Origin of the sequence: Humidesulfovibrio mexicanus (genome assembly GCF_900188225.1) — a bacterium.
In the GTDB taxonomy this organism is placed as follows: domain Bacteria; phylum Desulfobacterota; class Desulfovibrionia; order Desulfovibrionales; family Desulfovibrionaceae; genus Humidesulfovibrio; species Humidesulfovibrio mexicanus.
Window position 1 is genome coordinate 137344 of record NZ_FZOC01000007.1, and the last position, 21530, is coordinate 158873.

Below are 21530 nucleotides of genomic sequence, written 5' to 3' on the forward strand. Positions count from 1 at the left end.
CACTAGAAGCTCCTCCGGATGACGGCCTGCACGACGCGCGGGGTCTGACCGCCCAGGCGGCGGCTCTTCTCGCGGGCCATATCGGCAAGGGTTCTTTTGATCTCGGCCAGGGAGGCGAGGGTCAGCTCGCGGCCGCGGATGGTGTAGCTCTGGCCCATGGACACGTCGCGGAGCGCCACCTTCCAGGCAGCGATCTCCGCGTCGAGTTCTTCGTCAGTGTAGAGCGAGAGGTATTCCGACATGGCCGCGAAAATACGCGGCCCTGCCGGGCGAAGTCATTGGACGCTACGGTACGCTATGGACACCTGTGGACGGAAAGTGAGATTAGGGCACAATTCTCACCCTGCCTCGGCGTCCTTTTTTCGCACATAGTTATTGCGGGCTTTGTACGCGTCCACGTCGGATTGTGGGACGCGGACGGACCCGCCCACAAAGTAGGCGTTGGGGAACTCGCCCCGGTCGAGCAGCACATAGAACATGGAGCGCGAGCACCCGAGGCTGGCGCAGACCTGACGGCGGTTTCGCCCGGGGCTGTGGCTGGCGGCGGCATCTATGGTCATCGCGTCCTTCCTTTCGTGTGCTGCAGTCTGCGGTTTCGTGGCGGGCTTCGGCATGTCATCGCCTCCAGGAGGGGCGGGCGCCGCCGAAGCCAGGTCCTGAACCGCCCGGAGACGGGCCCGTGGACATGCCAGGGGCCGGGGGCGGGCCGGAGGCCTCCACACGGGCCTGAAGCATGGACTGCGCCACCACGGCGAGGCTGGGCGACCACTGGAAGTGGGCCATGGCCAGGTGGCCCACCAGGCAATCCAGCCAGTGGTTGTCCTTGCGGACCTTCTTCCACACTTCCTTGCCGCCCTCCCACTGCTTGCGCTCGCTCTGGAGCTGCCGGAAGTAATCCGGGGTCACGCTGCCGTGGAAGCGCAGCGGGTCGGCTCCCTCCTCCCCGGACATGCGCCAGAGGGCTTCGCTCTTAAAGGCGTCGGTGTCGATGTGGTAGAGCCGGAGGCCGCCCTTCATGGCCGCGCCGTCTGGGTATTTTTGCAGCAAGGACCAATACACGTGCACGCCGGGGCGTTGGTAGCTCATGCCCTTGGTGGCAAAGATCACCCCTGGCGGCTGGGTCATGAGCCAGCGGTAGACCTGCATGGTGCGCGAAGGCTCCAGCGGGCTTTCGCGCGAGCCACCGGAGTCAATGCCGGCGCGCCAGATTCCCAGGCGCTCGCGACCGTTCTCGCGCGGGTAGGTGGTCTGGAAGATGAGGGTGGCCAGATCGCCAAAGGTCTGCGCCCGGCCATAGTCCACCAGCCACTCCATGCGCGGCTCCAAGCCGTGGGCGTACACCGACCACCAGAAGTGGTCCTTTTGCGTGTCCGCCATGAAGGTCAGGGCCACGGCCTGATCCGGCACGGTCTGCGCCGGGCGGCCATGGTCCACCTGGTTCTGCAAGGCCTCCTCATCGGTTGAGGCGGTGACCTCGCAATAGGGCACGGCCTTGTGGGAGTTATCGAACCAGAGCATGCGCCTGTGCCCTTCGCGCTGGGCCTTGAAATAGTCGGCCATGACCTTGGACAGGCTCATGCCCTGCGCGGTCCAGGACGGCAGGTGGAAGGCCACCACCGAGGGCGCGGCGGATTCCCGGTTCGGGTGCCAGTGCCCGGCGGCCACGGCGCGGTTCTTCACGTAGTCGCTCCACTGGTACTGGCAGTGCGGGCACACGTAACGCGCCAGCCGCTTGTCCATGATCTCCTTGGGGTCGCGCACGCCCTCGGGCACGCGGATGTTGTCCAGATCCATGACCTCGGCCGCGCCGCAGGCCGGGCACACCGCGCGCCAGGAATAGAGCACCTGGGCCTCGGCCTTCATGTCGCGCCAGATGGTGGACTGGTCCTCGCTGCCGCGCGGCTTGGAGAAGCGCAGGATCTTGCCCGTGTGCTCGTAGGCGCGCACGCGCTCCTCGAGCACGGCCACCGCGCCCTTGTCCTGGTAGGCGTCCTCCTCGTCGATGAGCAGGGTTTCCAGCGACACCGAGGACATGCGCGACTCCGAGCCGGTCCACAGCCCGTGCACAATGGACCCATTGCGCAAGAGCAGGCTGGCCTTCTGCTCGGCGTAGCGCTCCACGGACAACAACTCGCGCAGGGGGCGCGTGTTGCGGAAGTGGGGGATGATGCGCTCGCGGAAGATGCGCTCCACGGCTTCCTGGTCCGGCATGGCGATGCCCAGGGGGCCTGGCTTGCGGCACAGGCGCGAAAAGCCGCAGGCGTAGGCGATGGTGGTCTTCGTGGTGCCCTGGCTGGGGCCGATGACAAAGATCTTGCGCACCTCGGGCCGGTCCCAGGCATCCATGATGCCACGGGCGTAGGGCGCGGCGTCCGGGTCCCACAGCCGCCCGGCCTGCGCGCCGACCACCAGCCGGAAGTGCGTGCGCGCCCATTCAAAGGTGCTCTCCCACTGACGCAGGCACAGCACCTCGAGTTCGCCCGGGAACCAGCGGACCGGCATGTACGATGTGGCAGCCTGGGGGATGATCATCGCGTCAGCCTCCGCGCCACGAGAAAGACTGCGGCCAGGGCCTCGGCCCGGTCCTCGGGAGCGCCCACAAGGCGGCAGGCCTCGCGGCAGGTCTCCACCTCGCGCAGGGCGCGCGCCTGCTCCCAGGCGCGCATGCGCTCGGCCATGTCCGGGGTGAGCCAGACGCCCGAGGCGTAGTCGTCCAGCGCCTTGGCCAGCTCGTCCACGAACAGGGTGACAAAGGCCGGCACGCGCGAGAGCAGGAAGGCCACCAGCTCGCCGGATTTGGCGGGGTCGCCGCCAACGCGGACCACGGCCTTGGCCGCCAGGTCCGGGTCGGCGCCGAAGGTCGCGGCCACAGTCTCGCCCGCCTTGGCCGCCCAGCCTTCCAGGCCAAGGCGGAAGGCCTGGGCCCGCACGGCGAGTTCGCGCTCGGCCGTCTCTGCCGGGAAAAGGGCCCCTTCGTCCTTGGCCAGTTGCAAGTCGAGCAAACGGCCGCGTTTTTCCTTCAGGGCGGCGTCGGCGTCCAGGCGGCGCGCCTCGGACGAGAGGCCCGCGTCGGCCTCGGCCTCCTGCTGGGCGGAGGCGGAGCGCTTCTCCAGCTTCTTGGCCTCGATGTAGCCCTTGACCGCGCGCAAGCTGATGACGCCCTTGCGCTTGGGAAAGAACTTCTTGTCGTTGTAGAGCGTGGAGAGCGCGGCCTTGTAGCCCTGCTCGCTCAAGTAGCGGTGCACCTCGTTGATGTTCTTGAAGCACAGGCCCGCGCCCGTGCCGTCCAGGCCCTTGTCGGCCTGGAATTTGGCCAGCATCTGCTCGGCGGTGCGCAGGGCCTCCATGTTCGACTTGGAGGATTTTTCCAGCACGGCGGCCTTGGCGTTCTCGCGCGCCTGGGCCAGGACCGCCAACCGATTGGCGTCCGCGTCGCTGAGGGCTCTGATGAGAGCGTCGCGTTTGTTCTTACGTTCGGCCATGTTCCTCCGGTGCCCCGGTTTTGAGTGTGCAGAAATACCAGACCACGTTGGGGTCATGGGCGTCGAAGCGCCCGCGCATCCAGCGGCCAAACCAGACGTTGCTCACCGGGCGCACCCCGGCGCTGCGGCGCCACTGACGGTAGGCGTGGTAGGCCGCCTTGGACTGGATGCGGGGACGCGGGCCATCGGGCGTCGCCGGGAGCGCATCCAGATGCTGGAAAGCAAAAATCCCACGGAGACTGACGGCCGTGGGGCCGTCCCACGATCAAGGTGTTTCGAGCACCTGTCTCCCTCTTTGCCCGCTGCTGGGAGAAGAATACGCTTGGTTCGCAAAACTGTTTGACGAAAGGCACAAGGCCGGGCATATCGAAAGTAAAACATTCATCGGAACATGCTGTAACATCTGAACCTCTTATCAATTTAACCCCAGGAGCGCTTCCAATATGCCCCCCACCATGATCCCCTGCCCGGCTTGCAAAAAGAAAATTTCGGACGCCGCAGAGGCCTGCCCCAAGTGCGGCCAGCCCATTACCGAGCAGGACCGCGAGGCAGGCCGGGCAAAGGTCAAGAAGGGGCAGATGGGGTGCGGCCTCGCCCTGCTGGCAGTGGTGGTCCTGGTCGTCATCGGCAACTTGGGCAGCACGGACAAAAAGAGTACGGAGCAGGCCGCAACGCCGACAGCCGAGCAAGAGCAGGTGGTAGAGGCCACAACCCCGACATTGGCCTACACTGCAGAAGCTATTGTCGAACGTTTCAATCAGGCAGCTCGAAAGATGGATTTTCACCACAAGGCTCGTATAACGAAGAATTCCAGCGGCCCTGCGGCTTCGTCCATGCAAGTCAAGGTCGGCAAACATATCGGCTTGGTTATCGCCACGCCAAATGATGCGCCCAACGCGTCCGGGGTCATGCTCATTGGCGTGGGGGACGGCACCATCCAGTCGGGTGCGGCCATCATAGAGGGCATGGTGGTGCTTATCGCGACGCTTTCCCCGGAGTTGGACGCCGCTGGCAGGGGCGGCGTGCTCCGCGAACTTGGATTGCTGGGTGGAGAAAAAAGCAGCGATCAAACGAGCGCCATTCGAGGCAAAGTGAAGTACAGCTATGGCTTTGTTGAAGGCATGGGGACCATTTTTGGAGCGGACGCGATTTGAGAAAGCGCCCACGCCGAGGCTGTGTGGCAGAAGGCTATGCCTGGGCATTGACTGCCTCCTGGAACTGCTTTGACCGCACAAGGTCCAGCAGGCACTGCGGATGCCCGGCGCAGCCCTGGCAGGCCTTGGCAAAATAGACCCACCAGAACGTGGGCCGGGTGCGCGGGCACGGAACAAGGCAGCTGGGCGCGTCCAGGGGGCGGCCCTGCAGGGCGCGCACGAGATCTGGAACGGCAGGCGCGCGGGGCGGCAAGGTCATGTCGGCCAGGGCCACGCCCTCGGGCACGGGCCAGGAGCGCGCGGTCCGGCGCGGCTGTTCCGGGGCAGGCGGCGCGGCGCAGGCAGGTGCGGCGCATGGCGGAGCGCTGGCCGCCAGCAGGGCCGGGGCATGACGCCGCACGCCAGCCAGGACCCACTGGCGCACATCAACACCGGCCTTGACCAGATCGCCCGGGTCCTTGCCGAGCCGCTTGGGCACAGGCCAGCGTTTGACGCCGGGCACATTTTTGTCCCACCAGCTCCAGGCGGCCTTGGCCCCGGCATCGTCGCTGTCCAGGGCGTTGAGCACCAGCTTTGCGCTTTTGAGCAGCAGGGCCGCCGCCGCATCCGGCTTGCGCTGGGCCGAGCCCGTAGCCAGGCACAGGGCCAGGTCGCCCACGCGCTCGGCCAGGAGCATGGCGTCAAGCTCGGTCTCCACCACCACCGCCAGATCCCGGCCCTGGCCGTAGACCGAATAGCGCTGGTTCGAGCCCTTGATCTCGCGGTACTTGTCGCCCTGCGCCCACTCCGGCCAGGGCGCGCATGCGAACTCACGGACCTTGAGCTTGTGCAGCTCGCCGTGCTCGAAGAACGGAATGACCAGGCCGGGCAGGAGCGCGAGCTTGGGCGTCTTGCCGTCCTTGCGCGGCGGCGCCGGGAGCCCCCAGGCAGACAGGGGGCGGAAGGCCAGCTGGTCATGGAAGCCCAGGCGGCGGGCGCGCGCGGCCGCTTGCGTGATGCCGCGCTGGTCCAGCCACTCCAGCACCAGCGGACGCCGCGCAAGCTCCTCTTCGCAGTGGGCCACAAAGGCCGCGCCCTTGATGCGCCACAGCTCGGGCGGGGCAGCCTCGACATGGGGCTCCCACTCCGAAGCCTGGACCGGACGCAGGCCGAGCCTACGCTGCGCCGCGCGGTCGGGCGGGACGCCGAGAGACTCCCGCGCCTCCTGAAAGCTCAGGCCCCGGAAGTCGCGCAGGTACTGCACCGCGTCGCCCTGGCTGTCGCAACCCTTGCCGCCCGTGGATCCGCCCCGGCACCAATAGCGGCCGCCCCCCATCCCGCCAGAAGCCTCAGGCCAACACACAAAACGGTCACGCCCGCCGCAGCCCGGGCAGGCCGAATGGTACTCGCCGCCGTGCTTCGAGCCCTTCAAGACGGCTACGATGCCATCTTCCGCCAGGAGATCGAGAATGGTCCGCATTGTCCGCCTTTTGCCCGTTCGTCCGTTTTCGCCCGTTCTGAAGAATCTTTTGTTGGAGCTTCGCTCCTTCTTCTTTTTTCAACCGAGTTTTTTCTAAAAGGGGAAAAAGGGCTAAGTGCTCTTCCTGGAGCCTTGTTCCGGGGGTTCAGCCCTTCGCCCTTTGTCATGCCTCTTTCTTGCCCCCTCTCTTGCGGCGCTCCTTCTCCTGCTCCACCAGCTGGGCGGGGTCCGCCGCGTCCACGCCTTCGCCGGGTTTCCACTGGATGTCCTCGTACCAGACCACGTTGGAGTCCTTCACGCTCAGGCGCTTGCGCATGTCTTTGCCGAAGCGCACGCCGCTGACGGGCTTGATGCGGTTCTGCGCGCACCACAGCTCGTAGCCGATGTAGAGGTCGCCGGCCTGGATGCGGCTGCCCGGGATGGCCTCTGTCCAGGCCGAAAGGAACATGCCCGGCAGGTCGGAATCGGTGCGGTATTCCACGGTGGCCGCCGTGACTTTGGGCGGCGGGGCCAGCCCGCCGGGCTCCTGGGCCTTGAGGCAATGCTGCACCAGAGTGCAGAGGATGGCCGGGTATTCCTTGGCCAGGGCGCGCTCCAGCTCGTCCTTGTCGCGCTTGCGCCGCTGCTTGAGCTGCGGATTGGGTTCGCCGTCCACGAACTCCACCTCGAAGGGGATCACCCGCATGCGCCGCCAGAACCCGCGGTCATCCACCGGGGGGATGGGCAGCTTGTTGGTGAGCAAAAACAGGGTCTGGCTTTGCGGGAACTCCACCTGGCGCTTGTCGTGCGGGGCCCGGGCCGTGATCTTGTCGCCGCCGGAGAGCGCCTTGATCTCGCTGGTGTCGAAGCTCTCGCCTTGCTTGGATTCGCTGGCGCAGGCGATGCGTAGGCCCCGGAGCATCATCTTGGTGGCCGAGGGCTTGTCGGCGTCGGCCGCGAAGCGCCGGTCCATGAGCATGGCCGGGGGAATGGGCCGGGCGAGCGGCCCGAGGATTTTGTAGATGGTCTCGATGAGCACGGTCTTGCCGTTGCCGCCCGGGCCGTAGAGCACGAAGAAGTGCTCCACCAGGGACTTGCCGATGAGCGAATGGCCAAGCACGCGCAGGAAGTAGTCGATCATGACGCGGTCGCCGGCGAACACCTCGTCCAGCGCCGCCCACCAGGTGGGGCATTCGGTCGAAGCGTTGGCATACGGCACCGGAGCGAACAGGCGGATGTAGTCCTCCGCCCGGGGCGGCAGGTGGGCGCCGCTGCGCAGGCAAATGGAGCCGTCGAGCACGCCGAGCTTCCAGGGATCTGTGTCCCACTGCTCGCCGGAGACGGCCAGGTACTTTTCGCCCGAGGCGGCCAGGGCCAGCACGTTCAACTTGCGGTGCCGCTTTTTCAGGGCGCTCGCGCGTTCATTCAAGGCCTTGCGACGCGCTGCGGCCATCTTCTGTTCGTTTTCGTCCAAGGCCTCGCGCTCGATCTTGAGCTGGTTCAGCCCCTCCTTGCGGTAGAGCTCCACGATGCCGTCGATGTAGGTCAGGACGTTGTTGTGCTTGTCGAGCCGCCAATGGCCGGTGGTGCGCTCATACCAGGCCTGCTCAAGGTGGTCGAAGCACAGCTTCCCGCGATACAGGCGGCAGAACAGGTCGCGGTCGCCGTCCTCCTGATCCCACAACGCCTGCAGGATGTCGGATGATGAAATCTCGTTAGGCTTCTTCGGCTGGCCAACGAACTTCTGCTGCTCTTCCGCAACATCGGCTTCAACCATCGCCTGGATGTCCATGTCTTCGTGCTTTTCATCGCTCATGAGCGTGCACCTCCTTCGTGACACACCTTGCGACCGGCGTAGCACGCTTGGTGCAAGCCTGAAAAAGTTCCATTTTTCCAATGGATTTTTTTCATTTTGCGCGGGAATGTCCCGAGGTCCCTGGTGCCCGTGGTCAAGAGAGGCCAGGAAGGACCCACGGGGGTCCGAGCCGCCCAATTAGCCCTTTGCATGATCTCCCGAGGAAAGGGGGAGAGGGGGAGGCGCGGGCCGCACCCCACCACAAGCCCCTGCTGGGCCGCGATGCCATGCCCACGTCTGAAGACAAGCCAAGGGCGCAATGGGCGAACTTGGCGCAGGGCAGGGGGTGCGGATATCCCGATGGATACCCTATGGGGTGCTGTGTGGTGCTTTTCTGGCCTCTTGGTGCGAGGACAAGGAGTTAGAATACTTGGCGGACATGGGGTTGTGGCGTGGCTCTCACGCCGGCAACAGGGGTTCGAACCCCCTTGGGGACGCCAGCAATCACAGGCGGTCTGGAGCAATCCTGACCGCCTTTTTTGTGGCCTTCAGACCCTTGCCGCCACACCTCTCAGCCCACGCGGTTTGCTTGCGTCCGCAGGCATTCCGCCGTCCTCTGCAGAGGCCCCGGCAGGGATGAAGACGCGCCCGAAACATTCGCCCCCCTTGACGCCCATTCCCCATTGCACATAAGCAGCAGACGTTGGGATGATGGGCCAGGGCTTGCTACGGCGCTGGCCGCAAACGGCAGGAACGCACGGACAACAGGACACGCCTAAACAAGGGGCAACACATGCACTCGTCCAACATGCAGATGCACGGCGCCTACGACATGCGCGAAAACGGGCTCCGGAAGACCCTTCAGCTCTGCTACGCCCTGTTCGGTCTCGGCTACGTTTGTGGAGGCATCCCCGCCATTGTCGCCGTCATCATCGACTATATCAAAAAGGACGACGCCATCGGGTATCCACTGCTTCAAGAGCACTTCAGGTGGCAGATCAACACCTTTTGGGTCCAGCTCGGCATCGGGATAGTGGGCGCCATGACCCTCTTGTTCGTCATCGGCTTCCCGATTCTGATCATAGGCTTCTGCTGGGGTCTCTACAGGGCGATCAAAGGCTGGATATACCTGTCGGACGGGAGATCCCTGTACGGGTACTCCCAGCCTGGCGCGCCGACCCAGACGCCTTATGCCCAGCCGCAGCAGACCGTCCAGGCCAACGCGGGAAAGCGTTTTTGCACCAGCTGCGGCGGCCAGTTGGAGCCTGACGCGGCTTTCTGCTCCAATTGCGGCGCAAAGCTTCCGTAGCCCCCGTCACGCCAACAGGTGCAAACCCGCGAAGCCCCCGCCCGCCGGACCGCCTCGCGACAGGGATTGCCTCAGAGACGCCTTCCCGGACAACCAGGAAGGCGTTTTCCGCTTGTGTCCCCTGGACCAGTGCAGGTGCCCAAGACGCTTACGGCCCCGCCCGAAAGCCCCAGGCCGAGAGGTTCCGGCTCCTGCCTGTCCGCGCGCCGCGCTAACAAAGCCGATTGCCGCACGCGCCGCAAAAAACATCCCCGCCATGTGCGATTGCGCCACAGCAAGGGCAGCGGTTTCCGGCCGACGAGGTCTGGAAGGGCGTTTCGCGCGCCATGCCCACGGGCCTACCGTCAAAAACCCCTTTCGCGCGAAGGACGAGGAAACCTCCCACGAACAGAAGCGCCGCATACACGAATACCGGGAGCGGAAAGCGAAAGAAGTAATCCAAGAAAACGTTGGGAAACGAAAGGTTGTTCAACAGAATCCGCCGATGCTCCCAGAGCGAAAGATCCCCGAAGCGGTGCCCCAGCAGAAACAGCTGCCGCAATTCGTCCGGCCGATCCAACTGGTTGTGCTCAATAAACTCGTTCGTGTACCGGACAGACCAAAATATTTTGTCCAAAAAGGCCACAAGGCCGACCTGAAACATGAGCGAAGACACGATGCCGGATTTCGCCATGCGCATACCCTCCCATCCTCAATGCGACAGGCTACCGTTTCTGCCCGCAGTACTCGCAAAACCGCGCGGAAGGCTCAACGGCGCAGCCGCAACGGGGACACGCCGGGGCGCTGCGCGGCGCCATGCCTGGCGCACCTGCGGCGCGCGGGGCCGCCACGCCGTTGTCGCCTGGGCCGGGCTTCCTCACCAGGGTAATGACAGCGCCCAGCGCCATCAGCGACAGGGCGATGTAGTGCTGGGAATGCACACGCGAAAAGCTCCACGTCACGATTTCCGTCGGAGAGGCCAAATTCCTGGGCGCAAAGAAGATCGTTCGCTTGGGCGGAAAAACGGCCACGGACAGCGCCAAAAGAAACGGCTGCACAAAAAGAAAGAGGAGGTACGCAAGCCCAAGCTAAAACACGATATTGCGCAGCATCCTCCCCAGCATCACATCCCCTCCCGGCGAAGAGCCGCCTCCACCGCGACAACAGAGCCCCCAACAAACCTTCGTGACGCCACAGTCGCGCCAGGGCTCCCGGCCCTGGCCGCGTGGACGCGCGGACACAGCCAATCCGCGTTGCAGCGGGCCTTGCCCCGTAGTCCGAGGCGAAACCCGGTGCCGGCCGCGTATGGCGGACGCGTCAACGCCTTGCCGGTGCGGCGCACCTTTCGCCGCAGCCCAGCATCTCGGCCCCGCACTCGCCCCGCGCGCGCGAGAGAAACGCGCGCAACTCGGCCTCGGCCCCGGGCGCGCACCGCAGGCACAGCACCTCGCGCCCGTCCGCATCGCTCCCCAGGCTGGTGAACAGGGCCAGACCCTCGCAGGCCTCCAGCAGAAAACGAAACAGGGCCACCTGCGCGCGCGGCAGCCGCACGTACATCCGCACAGAGCGCACGCCCTACCCCTTCCGCCGCCGCGACAGCATCTCGTCCACCTCGCGCAGGATCTTCTCGCGGTGCAGGCGCACCTGGGCGGGAATGCGCATGATCATGTCCAGTTGGCGGGTATGGATGATGAGGTAGCCCAGAATCCGCAGACGATCCATGAATTCGTCCGTGCTCAGGCCTTCCACCCGCGCAATGAGGGCATCGTCCTTCGTCTCCATGCTGAAGCCGAAGCCGGAAAGCAGATCGGACACGAAGGCGATGCGCCTGGCCCGGCGCGTGAATTCCGCCGCGCCGCCGCGGAACTGGAAACTCACGAAGTTCTCCCGCGCGCGGTCGCCCACAAGGGCCTCTATGGTCACGAAATGGTAGCCGAAGCGCGAGGACAGCGACACATACGACTTGGACAGCAGGATATGGTTCTGCACCCCGAAGTCGAAATCTCCGGTGATGGTGATTTCTGGGTTGGTGGTGGACTCGTACATGATGGAGAGAAAGCCGCGCGCGTCCACCGGCGGCGGCCCGGCCCAGGGAAAGGCGCTTATGCCCTCCCACACGGCCTGGAACGGGGGCGAGTCAATGTGCTCCAGCCGGATGAACTTGCCCTCCGGTGGGGCGCTGAACGCGTCCTCCAGATTGATGATCCACCATTGCATGGCCGAGCCGTTCGCCCACAGCTGCTTGGCTTGCCGCTCGGGAAAATTCTGCTGGGCGCGACCGAAATCGAACATGGCCTCCACCCCGCGCTGGTGGGCGATGCGCCCCACGTCGCGCAGGGTGCGGCAGGCGGCGGCGCGGAAGCCGGGATCCTCCGGCGGCGGCAGAGTAAGCGGCGAGAGCAGCTCAAGAAGTTCCAGCAACCGCGCATGAACGGGCGTTCCTTCCATGTGCGAGCGGACGCGCGCCCCGGCGGGCGTCGGCGTCGGCTCGTCCTCGTCCGGCGGGGGCAGGGGGCCGCAGCGCAACACCTGCATGTGCCCGCCAGGCTCCTTGACCCATTCGAACAGGGCCGGCGCGCCCAACCCCCGTTCTAGCCGCCGGGCCAAGTCCAGCAGTTCGGCCGCGTCCGCGGGCCCCAACCCTGCGGACCGGGCTGCGGCCTCCGGCGCGGTGCTGCGGCACACCCCGCGCAAACGCTCGCCCTCGGCCCCGCGCAGGCCGTCCTCCCGGCACTCGGGCAGCCAGTCCTCCACGCCGCCGGGCACGGCCAGCACCCCCACGCACATGGCCACGTCAATGTCCGGAATGCCGCTGATGAGCCGCCTGCGCATGGCCTGCACGGAATACTTGCCCGCAAGGGCCCGGCGGTAGGCGGCCAGCACCTCGTGGCACGGCACGCCGAACTGGGCCGGGTACACCCCGGTGAAGCCCTGCCCCTCGCCCAGGCTGCACGGCAGCAGGCACACGCGGGTGCAGCCGCTCCCCTTTGAAAGCTCTGCGCAGGCGCGGGTCACGGCGTCCTCCAGCTCGGGCGGCAGGGGCGCGGCCATCACCAGCGCCTGCGCCTCGCGGCTCAAGGCCGCCAGGGTGGCGGCATCTGGTCCGTACAGCATCGGCGGGGCGTCGCTGTCCGTCGCGGAAGCCCCGGTCACATCGTACACGGCCTGGGTGCGGCGGGCTATCTCCTCGCGCAGGCCGGGCTGCCCGGCAAAAAGCTCGTAGGCGCAGGCCCCAATGACGAACCCTTCCGGAACAGGCAGGCCCAGCCGGTTTTTGACCTCGCCCAGCTCGGCCAGACGCGCGCCAACAAGGTCGGCCATGTCCGCCTCCACCTGGGACAGATCGGCCACAAGCTGCCCGCACACGGGCGGATTGCGGCGGCCCAGCACTTCCTCCACGCGAACGCCCACCTCCTGCAGCCGCGGCTTGAGCCGCGCGGCGCACTGGGGCGCAATGGCCTCCAAGTGCTTGATCATGCGAAAGCCGTTGACCACAAGCGCGGTCGACCCGGCGCGCAGGAAGGTCATGCCGAACACGCGGCCGTCCGTGGCGGCGCGCTCCATGTCGCCCAGGATGGAAAGCAGCCGCGTGCACGCGGTCAAGAGCAGGCGGAAATTGGTGTGCCGACGGCGAAAATCGGCCCCTATGCGCTCGGCAACATCCGCATCGGCCACGTGGAGCGGCCGGGGGCGGCGGAACAGGGCGCGCAGAGTCTCGAACATCCAGGGGCTCCTTCTCAAGTCACGTCATAGCGGCGGCGGCGTAAAAATGCAAACGTCCCCGGCGGCCGTGACCACCGGGGACGCGAGGGGACGGGGGCTGAGGCCTAGGCCTCGCTCTTGCTCTTGGACTTGCTCATGCCAAGGCCCATGCCGGCGAACAGGTCGAAGATGGCGAAGCCGTACCACATGGTGTATACGACATAGAACACAAGCAGACCGACAAGCGGCAGCACGTTGTCCAGCACCTTCTCTCCGGCGATGCCGAAGAAGTTGTAGCCGGGCTCCAGGCCGCGCTTGTTCACGTTGCCCACGATCTTGGCCTCCTCGATGAGCTTCTGCTTCTGCAGCTCCTTGATGGAGGCATCGAGCACGGCCCACCAGGCCTTGGTGATGGCCTTGGCCGCAAGGATTTCCCCGGCCTTCTTCTTGTCCTCCGCGCTGGCTGCGGCGGCGTCCTTGTTCCGCTCTTCCGCAATCGCGGCGATTTCGCTCTCCGAAAGGCCGGAGCGCTGCAGCACCCCATCTTGGGTGTTCTTGAACATGTCGTCGGCGTCGGCCAGGGCGGCGGTAAGAATCTTGCCCAGGTCGCCGGAATAGGTGAGGGCGCCGTCCTTGAGTTCGGCGGTGGCCCCGGCCTGGGTCAGGTTCTTGACGGCGATGGGGGCCAGGGAGGCGTCCTTGATCTTGGCCGTGACGGTGACGTTCTTGCCCGCAAGGGTCAGCGCCTGCTTCTGCACATCCGGAATGAAGTAGCTGGACCCCTTGGACAGGCGGTTGAACATGTTGTCCGCCGCGTTCAGGCCGTTGTGGCCGTCCCAAATGGGCAGGAACAGCGAGCCAAACACGCAGGCGAAGGACACGAAGAGCAGCGCGCCCTTGTTGAATGTGGATTTGTTGGCGATGAGCATCTTAGGCCTCCTGACGCAGCTTGCCGAGGTTTCCGAAGAACTTGCTGAAGATCCAGAAGCCGAAGAAGGCGACGACGATCCAGAAGATGATGTTGCCCACGAACTCGATCTGGTTGCACAGGCCCATGTCGATCTTGACCATCTCCAGCTCGACCATCTTCTTGGGCAGCACGGAGATGCGGTTGATGAAGCCCGCGATGATGCTGATGGCGTAGAAACCGCGGATGTGGATGCCCTTGACCACCTTGGTGGTGAGCGCGCCGACCTGGATGCCCAAAAGCGAGCCGATGAGCATTCCCATGGCCAGGGTGTAGAACACGTAGCCGTAAATGGCGTACTGGCCCACGGCGGCCAGGCCCGCGGTGAAGATGATCTGCAGGATGTCGGTGCCGACCGTGGTCATGCTGGACACGCCGAAGATATACACGAACATGGGGAAGGTGACGAAGCCGCCGCCCACGCCCATGATGGCCGCCAGGATGCCGACCACCATGCCGCCGGCCGCGACGATCCAGCCGGAGATCTGCTTGCCGCCGGGCACGAAGTCCTCGTCAAAGGTAATCATGGGGGCCAAGCGGATCTTTTGGACCGTTGTGGCAAGACCGGTCGAGCCGGAAGCGCCGCCGTGGGCGTCATGCCCGCTTCCGGTCTCGCCCTTGCGGCTGGCGGAGAGATAGTCGAACAGGGCGTAAAAGCCGAGGAAACCCAGCAGCACCGCGTAGATGGTGCTGATGAACATTTCGGAGAGCAGGGGATCCTTGTTGTACAGGCCGGTGTTGATGGCCCCGCCGATGACCGTGCCCACGCCCGAGCCCACCAAAAAGGCGATGGCCAACTTGACGGACACGTTGCCAAGCTTCTTGTGTACGGCGGTGCCCATGATGGCCTTGGCGAAAATGTGGAACAGGTCGGTGCCGACGGCGAGGATGCCCTTGACGCCCGCGGCCATGAGCGCCGGGGTGATGATGAAGCCGCCGCCCGCGCCGATGCAGCCGGTGATCAAACCCGCCGCCAGGCCCACGAAAATGGACACCACAAAGATGGTGTTGGTGTAGAAGGCCGGAGCATAGGCCGTCTTGCTGCCGATCATGTCCGCCGCGAAGGCGAAGTTGATGAGCAGGATGGGCAGGACCATCAGCCCCAGGATGGCCAGCTTTTTCCTGCTTCTCAAGATGGACAGGGACATCTCCATGTCCCATTTGGCGTGCGCGATGCTCGCCTGCTTGAGGAATTCGAAGACCTGTCTTCCAAAGCCCATCAAAGCACCCTCCAAGTATAAATGTTTGCCTCAACCGGAACCGGCCCGCACGAACGGTCCCGGTTCAATGCCTCGCCAGTTTATGGGCAGGCCAGCGCGACGCGCTACGCCCTGCCCTTGAGCGCCTTGTGCTCGCAGGCGTCCTGCAGCTTGAATACCAGCTCCTCGATGTCCACGGGCTTCATGAGATAGTCGAAGGCGCCGAGCTCCAGCCCCTTCATGGCCGTCTCCACATGGGCGTGCCCCGAAAGCATGAGCACCGCCACGCCGGGATAGCTGGCCGCGATGTGCTTCAGGGCCTCGATGCCGTCCATGCCGGGCATTTTGACATCCAGCACCACTGCGTCGGCTCCTGGATTGCGCCCCAGCCAAGCCAGGGCCTCGGCCGCGCCGGGCGCGGTTTCGGCCTCTATGCCGCGCCGGGCGAGACGCTTGGCCAGGGTGTCCCGAAAATCCTGTTCGTCGTCGACCAAAAGCACCTTCATGGCTTCTCCTGCTGCTGCGCGCGGTCCGGCCCCCGCCCTGCGAACTGCGCCGCCAAGGCGCGAATGGCCGCCTTGAGCGCGCCGATGTCGGGCTGTTTCTCCACCACAAACGCGCCCTCGAAACCTGGCTGCTGCCCCTCGCCCTCGAACACATGGAGCAGCACCAGCACCTCCGGACACCGCTTCAGGCTGGCGGCGACCTCCGCCAGGCGAGGCCCGGCGGCCTCGGGGTCCAGCACCAGCACCTGGGGCGGATGACCGCCGCGCAGCCCCTCAAGCAACTGCCCCGCTCCGGCCAGGGCGCCGACCCGGTGGCCCTCGCCGCACAGCTCCCGGCATAAGAACTCGCGCACATGCGGGTTTCTATCGGTGATGGCGATGTCGAGCCGGATGGACGCGGGCATTGTCGCTCCTTTTGCTTGGCGATAGGCAATTGCCGTGCCAGGCTGAGGAAAAAACAAAGCCATTTAACGACAGCAGGTTATCCATGCCGACGTTGCATCATGGCGTCATCCGGCGCGACTCCGGTGTCAGCTTTTTTTACAGTCTGTCAAGGCAGGGGAAAAGACTCCCCCCGCCCGGAAGCGGATGCACTCTGGGCGGGGGGGGGGACATTACTGGGGAAGATCCTGGCGAAGTGGTTCGGGCAGGTGCTGGTTGCGTTGTGACAAAATCCAGCGCTTCAAATCCTCAGGCAGGGCGCGCCAGGAGCCCGACCCCGCGCGCCGCCAGGCGGGCAGCCCCAGATCGCGCACCAGCCGCACGATCTGCTTGGGATTTTCGCCAACGGCCTCGCATATGGCCCGAGCGCCCTTGACGCAGATATCCATGTGCAGTTCCATACCGTCCTCCTGATGAAGGGTTGCGAGCGTCACGGCGCAGCGCATAGGCCGCGCAGCGACACGGCTTGCCAATCGACAATAGAGATGCGCAGTCCCCAGGGCGTACAGAGCACCTCCAGAACGCCAATTTCTTTGCCAACTGTCAGAGCTTGCCGCAGGTCCAGCCGCGACAGGCCCGTCTCTGCGCAAATCACCTCCAAAGGCGCGGCCGCCTGGCCGGGACCAAGGCGGACAGGAACGCCACAACAGTCAGATATTATGTGTTTTCTCGCGGCACGCAGCAGGCACCAGCCCCACAGGCGCCACAGCTCTCGGCACTGCCACAACGGGCTTTGCAGCACGGATTTGCAGGAACGCTGGCGCGCTGTTTTCATGCCAAAATTTTGTCAAATATATAATCTTTTGTCAAGTGCAGACCACAAAAAGAAGTGGACCCGGACAAAAATCCTGCTAACATTGTGCCAGAGAGCAAACGCCGCGCTCCCCCGCAGTGCGCAAACTCCAGGAGCCGAACGTGGACTTCACCAACAACCTGCGCCAAATCCTCTGGGACCGGATCGGAGAGGGCAAGACCTTCCCCAACCGCAAGCGCATGGCCGACGCCCTGGGCATCGACCCCTCGCAGCTCAACCGCTTCATCGAAGGCGAGCGCGGGCTGTCCGTGGACACCCTGGGACGCGTTCTGGACGGACTGGGCGCGCGGCTGGTGCTCCCTGGCGAGGCCCCGCCCGAGGTTGCCCGCGAGGTGTGCTTCGTCTCCGCCCGGCCCACCGGAACAGTGGGGGACCCCGCCCCCCCCGCCTCCGAGGACTATTTCGCCGTGCCGCTCGCCACAGAGCCCGTTGCCGCCGGACCGGGCCGCATTCCCCAGGACGACATCCGGGGCTGGGTTCTGGTGTGGCGCCACCACGAATCCGTCCGCTTCCGCTCCGACCTGGTGGCCGTGAGCATCGGCAAGGGCGAGGTGTCCATGGTGCCCACCCTGCACCCCGGCGACATCGTTCTGGTGGACCGGGGAGAAAAGGCCCCGGACCCGCCGGGCAAGATCATGCTCGTGTGCGAGCCCGACGGAGGCTGCGCGGTGAAGCGCGTCTCCACCCGCCCGGTGGACGGAGACCTGGAGCTTGTGTTCTACTCCGACAACTCGCGCGACTACCCCCCGCGCGTATTCCGGCTCAACCGCGACTACGGCGGGGAGCTCTCCGCCGCCATCGGGGGGCGCGTGGTCTGGGCCTGGAGCGACATGACCCGCAAATAGCCCGGACCTGGGCCGACGAAAGCGCTGGATTTTCTCAATCCATAGAGGTATAATCAAGAGATGTGGTCTATATCATCTCGAGGTGCGGCATGAAGTGGTTCTCCAAAATTTTTTCCGAGTCGGCCGACACGGACAACACCTCCGGCGAGCTGAACGCCTTCCTCGGCGTGGGCACCCGGTTCACCGGGAACCTGAGCTTTGAGGGCTCGGTGCGCATTGACGGGCATTTCCAGGGGACCATAACGGCCACCGGCACGCTCATCCTCGGCCGCGACGCCCTGGTGAAGGGCGAGGTGGACGTGGCCAGCCTGAACGCCAACGGCACGTTCATCGGCACCGTGCGCGCCAGCCATCATGTGCATCTGCACGAGCACGCGGTGTTCGACGGCCATGTCCTGACTCCGGCGCTGGGCATGGACCAGGGCGCGGTGCTGAACGGCAGCATCGAGATGCCCAACCCGCGCCCGCGCACGGGGGAAGACTCCGGCGAGCCGGAAATGCCCGTGCTGCCCACCCAGTCCGGCCGCGCCCAGGCCCTTGGGGCCGAGGTTGCGCCGGAGACCGAGGACGTGAACTAGCCCGGAACGGGCAACGCCTTCCCGCCGGGGCCGAGTGCGCAGACAGCAGCGCCCGGCCCCGCACGCTTTTCGGCCCCAGCGCCGCCCACCGACCCTCTCCGACCGCCCGCCGATGCCGCGCCCCGCCGCCCTTTACGGCCCCCATGCCCGGTGCTATGCGGCGGAAAGCATTGCCGAAGCCACAAACCAGACAAGGGGGGCCAGCCCATGTTTCTCGGCATTGATGTTGGCGGCACGCACACCGACGCCGTGGCGCTCGACGAATCGGGCATCGCCGCCCAGGCCAAGGTCAGGACCGACCACGCCGACCTGCTCGGCTCGGTGAACGCCGCCCTTGCGGTCATCCTCAAGAGCGTCCCCCCCGGGGACATCACCCAGCTCAACCTGTCCACCACGCTCTCCACCAACGCCATTGTGCAGGGGAACACCGAGGATGTGGGAATGCTGGTGGTGGCCGGAACCGGCATCAACCCCGGCGAGTTCATGCTCTGCCGCGACTACCACGCCCTGGGCGGCGCCATCGACCACCGGGGCAGCGAAGTGGAGCGCCTGGACGAGGACCAGGCGCGAGCGGCCATCGCCGCCTGCCGCAAGGCCGGGGTCAAGGTTTTTGGCTGCGTGGGCAAGTTCAGCACGCGCAACCCGCTCCACGAGAACAGCCTGCGGCAGCTCATCGGCCCCCTGGGCGAGGGCGGCGCCGACGCCGTGACCCTGGGACACGAGCTGGGCGGGCGGCTCAACTTCCCGCGCAGGCTGGCCACGGCCTACTTCAACTGCGCCGTGTGGCGCGTGTTCAACCAGTTCGCCGACGCCGTGGAGCAGAGCCTGGAGCGCCTGGGCCTGGGCCATGTGCGCGTGAACACCCTCAAGGCCGACGGCGGCACCTTCCCCCTGGCCCAGGCGCGCAAAATGCCCGTGCAGAGCATCTTCTCCGGCCCTGCCGCCAGCGTCATGGGCATCATCGCCCTGTGCGACATCACCCACGACTCCGTGATCCTGGACATCGGCGGCACCACCACGGACATCGCCGTGTTCGTGGACGGGCAGCCGCTGGTGGAGCACGACGGCATTCACATCGGCAGCCACCCCACCCTGGTGCGCGCCCTCAAGGTGCGCTCCATCGGCATCGGCGGCGACTCGGCCATCGGCGTGCTGGGCGAGACCGTGCGCGTGGGCCCCAACCGCCTTGGCCCCTCCCAGGCCGATGGCGTGCCCCCGGGCCAGCGCCCGGCCGCGGACGCCCGGCCCACCCTCATCGACGCGCTGAACTGCACCGGCGCCTGCGCCCATGGCAACGTGGAGGCCTCGCGCCTGGCCGTGGCCGCCTTCGCCGCACGGCACTCCATCTCCCCAGAACTGCTGGCGGCGCAGGCCGTTGAGGCCGCCTGCGAGGCCATTTACACCGCCACCCGCGAGCTTCTGGACGAGATCAACGACAAGCCAGTGTACACCATTCACGAGCTGCTGGAGGGCCGCCGCGTGGCGCCCCGGCGCGTGTACGTCATGGGCGGCCCGGCGCAAGCCATGAAGGAGCCCCTGCGCCAGCGCTTCGAGCTGTTCACCGTGGTGCCCGAGCACTCCGGCGTGGCCAACGCCATCGGCGCGGCGCTGACGCGCAACACCGCCAGCCTGGAGCTTTTCGCGGACACGGAAAAGGGCGTCATGTTCATTCCGGCCCTGAGCCACCGCGAAAACGTGCCGCGCAACTACAGCCTGCAGGAGGCCAGCCGCGACGCCCTGAACCACCTGCTGGCGCACCTCTCCGAGATGGGCGTGTTCGCCGACCGCGACAACGCGCAGGTAAACCACGCCTCCAGCTTCAACATGGTCAGCGACGGCGTCACCACGGGCCGCAACATCCGCGTGAAATGCCAGATAAAGCCCGGCGTGGCCTTCGTCCTGAACGGCCAGGGCGAGGGCGGGAGGTAGCCATGCACGAGGCCAAGCACAGCCTGGGGGTCATCCTTTTCCCCGCCTTCGATTGGAGCATCTCGCCCACCCACCCGGAGCGCGAGGAACGCCTGCTCTACACCCAGGACCAGTTGAAGGAAGAGGGGCTTTTCGACATCGAGGGCGTGGACGAGCACAAGCCCGGCGTGGCCGGACGCGAGGATGTGGAGCGCACGCACTTCTGCTTCCCGGAGCTGGAGGCCGTGGCCACGCGCTCGCACCTGGTGGCCGCCGGGGGCTGCATCACCGCGGCCGACCTCGTCATGGGCGGCCGGGCCAAGAAGGCCTTCGCCCTGGTGCGGCCGCCGGGGCACCACGCCATGAAGGTGGTCCACGGCTCGCGCGGGTTCTGCACCATCAACATCGAGGCCGTGATGATCGAGCACCTGCGCGAGCACCACGGCAAACGGCGCATCGCCGTGGTGGACACCGACTGCCACCACGGCGACGGCACCCAGGACATTTACTGGCACGACCCGGACGTGCTCTTCATCAGCCTGCACCAGGACGGCCGCACCCTGTACCCCGGCACCGGTTTTCCGCAAGACTGCGGCGGCCCCAAGGCCGTGGGCCGCACCATCAACATTCCCCTGCCCCCCGGCACCGGCGACGAGGGCTACATGCAGGCCATGGAGCGCGTGGTCATGCCCATTCTCAGGCATTTCAAGCCCGAGGTGGTCATCAACTCCGCCGGGCAGGACAACCACTTCACCGACCCCATCACCAACATGAACCTCACCGCCCAGGGGTACGCGCGCCTGACCGAGCTGCTCCAGGCCGACATCGCGGTGCTGGAGGGCGGCTATTCCATCCAGGGCGCGCTGCCCTACGTCAACCTCGGCATCTGCCTGTCCATGGCCGGGCTGGACTACTCCGGCGTGCGCGAGCCGGACTTCGACGCCGTGCGCCACGCCCAGCGCCCGCAGATCGCCGAATACCTGGACAAACTCTGCGACGCCCTGCCCGAGCTGTACTTCAGCCCGCCCCCAGCCTCCCAGGCCATGCAGGACGGACAAGTGGAACGGCGCGAAGGGGTGGAATGGTTCACCCGGCACAAGGACATCTACTACGACACCGACGGCATAAGCGAGGCGCAGACGGAATCGCTGCTCTTGTGCGGCTCCTGCCGGGGGCTCATGAAGGTTGTAAGCCGCTCCACCAAAAACCCGGACTGCCTGGGCGTGGAAATCCCCGTGGACGCCTGCCCGGAATGCCGCGCGCGCGGGCTTGAAATCTACGGCGAGGCCCAGGCGCGGGGGGGCTTCCGCTACACCCAGCTCATCGACCGCGTGGGCAGGCAGTACGAGCGCCACGGATTCTGACTGCACAAGCGGCCCGGCCGGGAGCGGTCGGGCTGAGGATGTTGCGCTG

22 protein-coding genes are annotated in these 21530 nt (G+C 65.9%); 6 read left to right on the plus strand and 16 right to left on the minus strand.

Features of this window, described 5'->3' with window-relative positions; translation table 11 throughout:
* Positions 1-2: 2 nt before the first annotated feature.
* The 4 genes from CHB73_RS16895 to CHB73_RS13955 all read right to left on the minus strand — a co-directional run bounded on the left by CHB73_RS16895 (position 3) and on the right by CHB73_RS13955 (position 3482).
* Positions 3-242: a hypothetical protein gene (locus CHB73_RS16895; protein ID WP_179217059.1), complete on the minus strand. Its 240-nt coding sequence runs from the start codon at positions 240-242 to the stop codon at positions 3-5.
* Positions 243-338: 96 nt separating this feature from the next.
* The gene (locus tag CHB73_RS13945) at positions 339-560 is read right to left on the minus strand and encodes a helix-turn-helix transcriptional regulator (protein ID WP_179217060.1); all 222 of its coding nucleotides are present in this window, start codon (positions 558-560) and stop codon (positions 339-341) included.
* Between the two features lie 55 nt (positions 561-615).
* Entirely contained in the window at positions 616-2532 is a 1917-nt protein-coding gene (locus CHB73_RS13950; RefSeq protein ID WP_089275212.1) for a terminase gpA endonuclease subunit, read from the minus strand.
* On the minus strand, positions 2529-3482 hold the full coding sequence (locus tag CHB73_RS13955; RefSeq protein ID WP_089275213.1) for a hypothetical protein: 954 nt from the start codon (positions 3480-3482) through the stop codon (positions 2529-2531). Before CHB73_RS13955 ends, CHB73_RS13950 begins: the two co-directional genes overlap by 4 nt.
* 455 nt (positions 3483-3937) lie before the next feature.
* Here CHB73_RS13955 and CHB73_RS13960 point away from each other — a divergent pair, with 455 nt between their 5' ends.
* Positions 3938-4636 carry a zinc ribbon domain-containing protein gene (locus CHB73_RS13960; protein WP_143337399.1) on the plus strand — a complete coding sequence of 233 codons (699 nt, stop codon included), beginning with the start codon at positions 3938-3940 and terminating at the stop codon, positions 4634-4636.
* Between the two features lie 34 nt (positions 4637-4670).
* Here CHB73_RS13960 and CHB73_RS13965 read toward each other — a convergent pair whose 3' ends face one another.
* Together CHB73_RS13965 and CHB73_RS13970 are read right to left on the minus strand one after the other, a co-directional pair.
* The gene (locus tag CHB73_RS13965) at positions 4671-6095 is read right to left on the minus strand and encodes a toprim domain-containing protein (RefSeq protein WP_089275215.1); all 1425 of its coding nucleotides are present in this window, start codon (positions 6093-6095) and stop codon (positions 4671-4673) included.
* Between the two features lie 163 nt (positions 6096-6258).
* Positions 6259-7890, minus strand: a complete 1632-nt coding sequence (locus CHB73_RS13970) for a DNA primase family protein (RefSeq protein ID WP_089275216.1) — start codon at positions 7888-7890, stop codon at positions 6259-6261.
* A gap of 772 nt (positions 7891-8662) precedes the next feature.
* Between CHB73_RS13970 and CHB73_RS13975 the strand changes: the two genes are divergently transcribed.
* Positions 8663-9178, plus strand: coding sequence for a zinc-ribbon domain-containing protein (locus tag CHB73_RS13975; protein WP_089275217.1), 516 nt, complete (start codon positions 8663-8665; stop codon positions 9176-9178).
* Between the two features lie 211 nt (positions 9179-9389).
* Here CHB73_RS13975 and CHB73_RS13980 read toward each other — a convergent pair whose 3' ends face one another.
* From CHB73_RS13980 to CHB73_RS16555, 10 genes are all read right to left on the minus strand, one after another.
* Complete coding sequence (locus CHB73_RS13980) at positions 9390-9851, minus strand: zinc ribbon domain-containing protein (RefSeq protein ID WP_143337400.1); 462 nt, start codon at positions 9849-9851, stop codon at positions 9390-9392.
* Between the two features lie 31 nt (positions 9852-9882).
* The gene (locus tag CHB73_RS13985; RefSeq protein ID WP_143337401.1) at positions 9883-10119 is read right to left on the minus strand and encodes a zinc ribbon domain-containing protein; all 237 of its coding nucleotides are present in this window, start codon (positions 10117-10119) and stop codon (positions 9883-9885) included.
* 355 nt (positions 10120-10474) lie between these two features.
* On the minus strand, positions 10475-10729 hold the full coding sequence (locus CHB73_RS13990) for a DUF4911 domain-containing protein (RefSeq protein WP_235641618.1): 255 nt from the start codon (positions 10727-10729) through the stop codon (positions 10475-10477).
* A 3-nt stretch (positions 10730-10732) separates the two neighbouring features.
* Positions 10733-12880: a PEP/pyruvate-binding domain-containing protein gene (locus tag CHB73_RS13995; RefSeq protein ID WP_089275221.1), complete on the minus strand. Its 2148-nt coding sequence runs from the start codon at positions 12878-12880 to the stop codon at positions 10733-10735.
* A 104-nt stretch (positions 12881-12984) separates the two neighbouring features.
* Positions 12985-13788, minus strand: a complete 804-nt coding sequence (locus CHB73_RS14000; protein ID WP_089275222.1) for a hypothetical protein — start codon at positions 13786-13788, stop codon at positions 12985-12987.
* A 1-nt stretch (position 13789) separates the two neighbouring features.
* Positions 13790-15046 carry a sulfite exporter TauE/SafE family protein gene (locus CHB73_RS14005; RefSeq protein WP_089275223.1) on the minus strand — a complete coding sequence of 419 codons (1257 nt, stop codon included), beginning with the start codon at positions 15044-15046 and terminating at the stop codon, positions 13790-13792.
* A 104-nt stretch (positions 15047-15150) separates the two neighbouring features.
* A complete protein-coding gene (locus CHB73_RS14010; protein ID WP_089275224.1) occupies positions 15151-15531 on the minus strand; it encodes a response regulator in 381 nt (126 codons plus the stop codon).
* A complete protein-coding gene (locus CHB73_RS14015; protein WP_089275225.1) occupies positions 15528-15935 on the minus strand; it encodes a hypothetical protein in 408 nt (135 codons plus the stop codon). Before CHB73_RS14015 ends, CHB73_RS14010 begins: the two co-directional genes overlap by 4 nt.
* A gap of 210 nt (positions 15936-16145) precedes the next feature.
* Positions 16146-16373 carry a DNA-binding protein gene (locus tag CHB73_RS14020; protein WP_235641619.1) on the minus strand — a complete coding sequence of 76 codons (228 nt, stop codon included), beginning with the start codon at positions 16371-16373 and terminating at the stop codon, positions 16146-16148.
* 29 nt (positions 16374-16402) lie between these two features.
* Positions 16403-16747, minus strand: coding sequence for a hypothetical protein (locus tag CHB73_RS16555; protein WP_143337402.1), 345 nt, complete (start codon positions 16745-16747; stop codon positions 16403-16405).
* Positions 16748-16887: 140 nt separating this feature from the next.
* Here CHB73_RS16555 and CHB73_RS14025 point away from each other — a divergent pair, with 140 nt between their 5' ends.
* From CHB73_RS14025 to CHB73_RS14040, 4 genes are all read left to right on the plus strand, one after another.
* On the plus strand, positions 16888-17631 hold the full coding sequence (locus CHB73_RS14025; protein ID WP_089275226.1) for an XRE family transcriptional regulator: 744 nt from the start codon (positions 16888-16890) through the stop codon (positions 17629-17631).
* A gap of 89 nt (positions 17632-17720) precedes the next feature.
* Positions 17721-18209: a bactofilin family protein gene (locus tag CHB73_RS14030; RefSeq protein ID WP_089275227.1), complete on the plus strand. Its 489-nt coding sequence runs from the start codon at positions 17721-17723 to the stop codon at positions 18207-18209.
* Positions 18210-18416: 207 nt separating this feature from the next.
* Entirely contained in the window at positions 18417-20138 is a 1722-nt protein-coding gene (locus CHB73_RS14035; RefSeq protein WP_089275228.1) for a hydantoinase/oxoprolinase family protein, read from the plus strand.
* 2 nt (positions 20139-20140) lie between these two features.
* Complete coding sequence (locus tag CHB73_RS14040; RefSeq protein ID WP_089275229.1) at positions 20141-21481, plus strand: histone deacetylase family protein; 1341 nt, start codon at positions 20141-20143, stop codon at positions 21479-21481.
* Positions 21482-21530 lie beyond the last annotated feature (49 nt).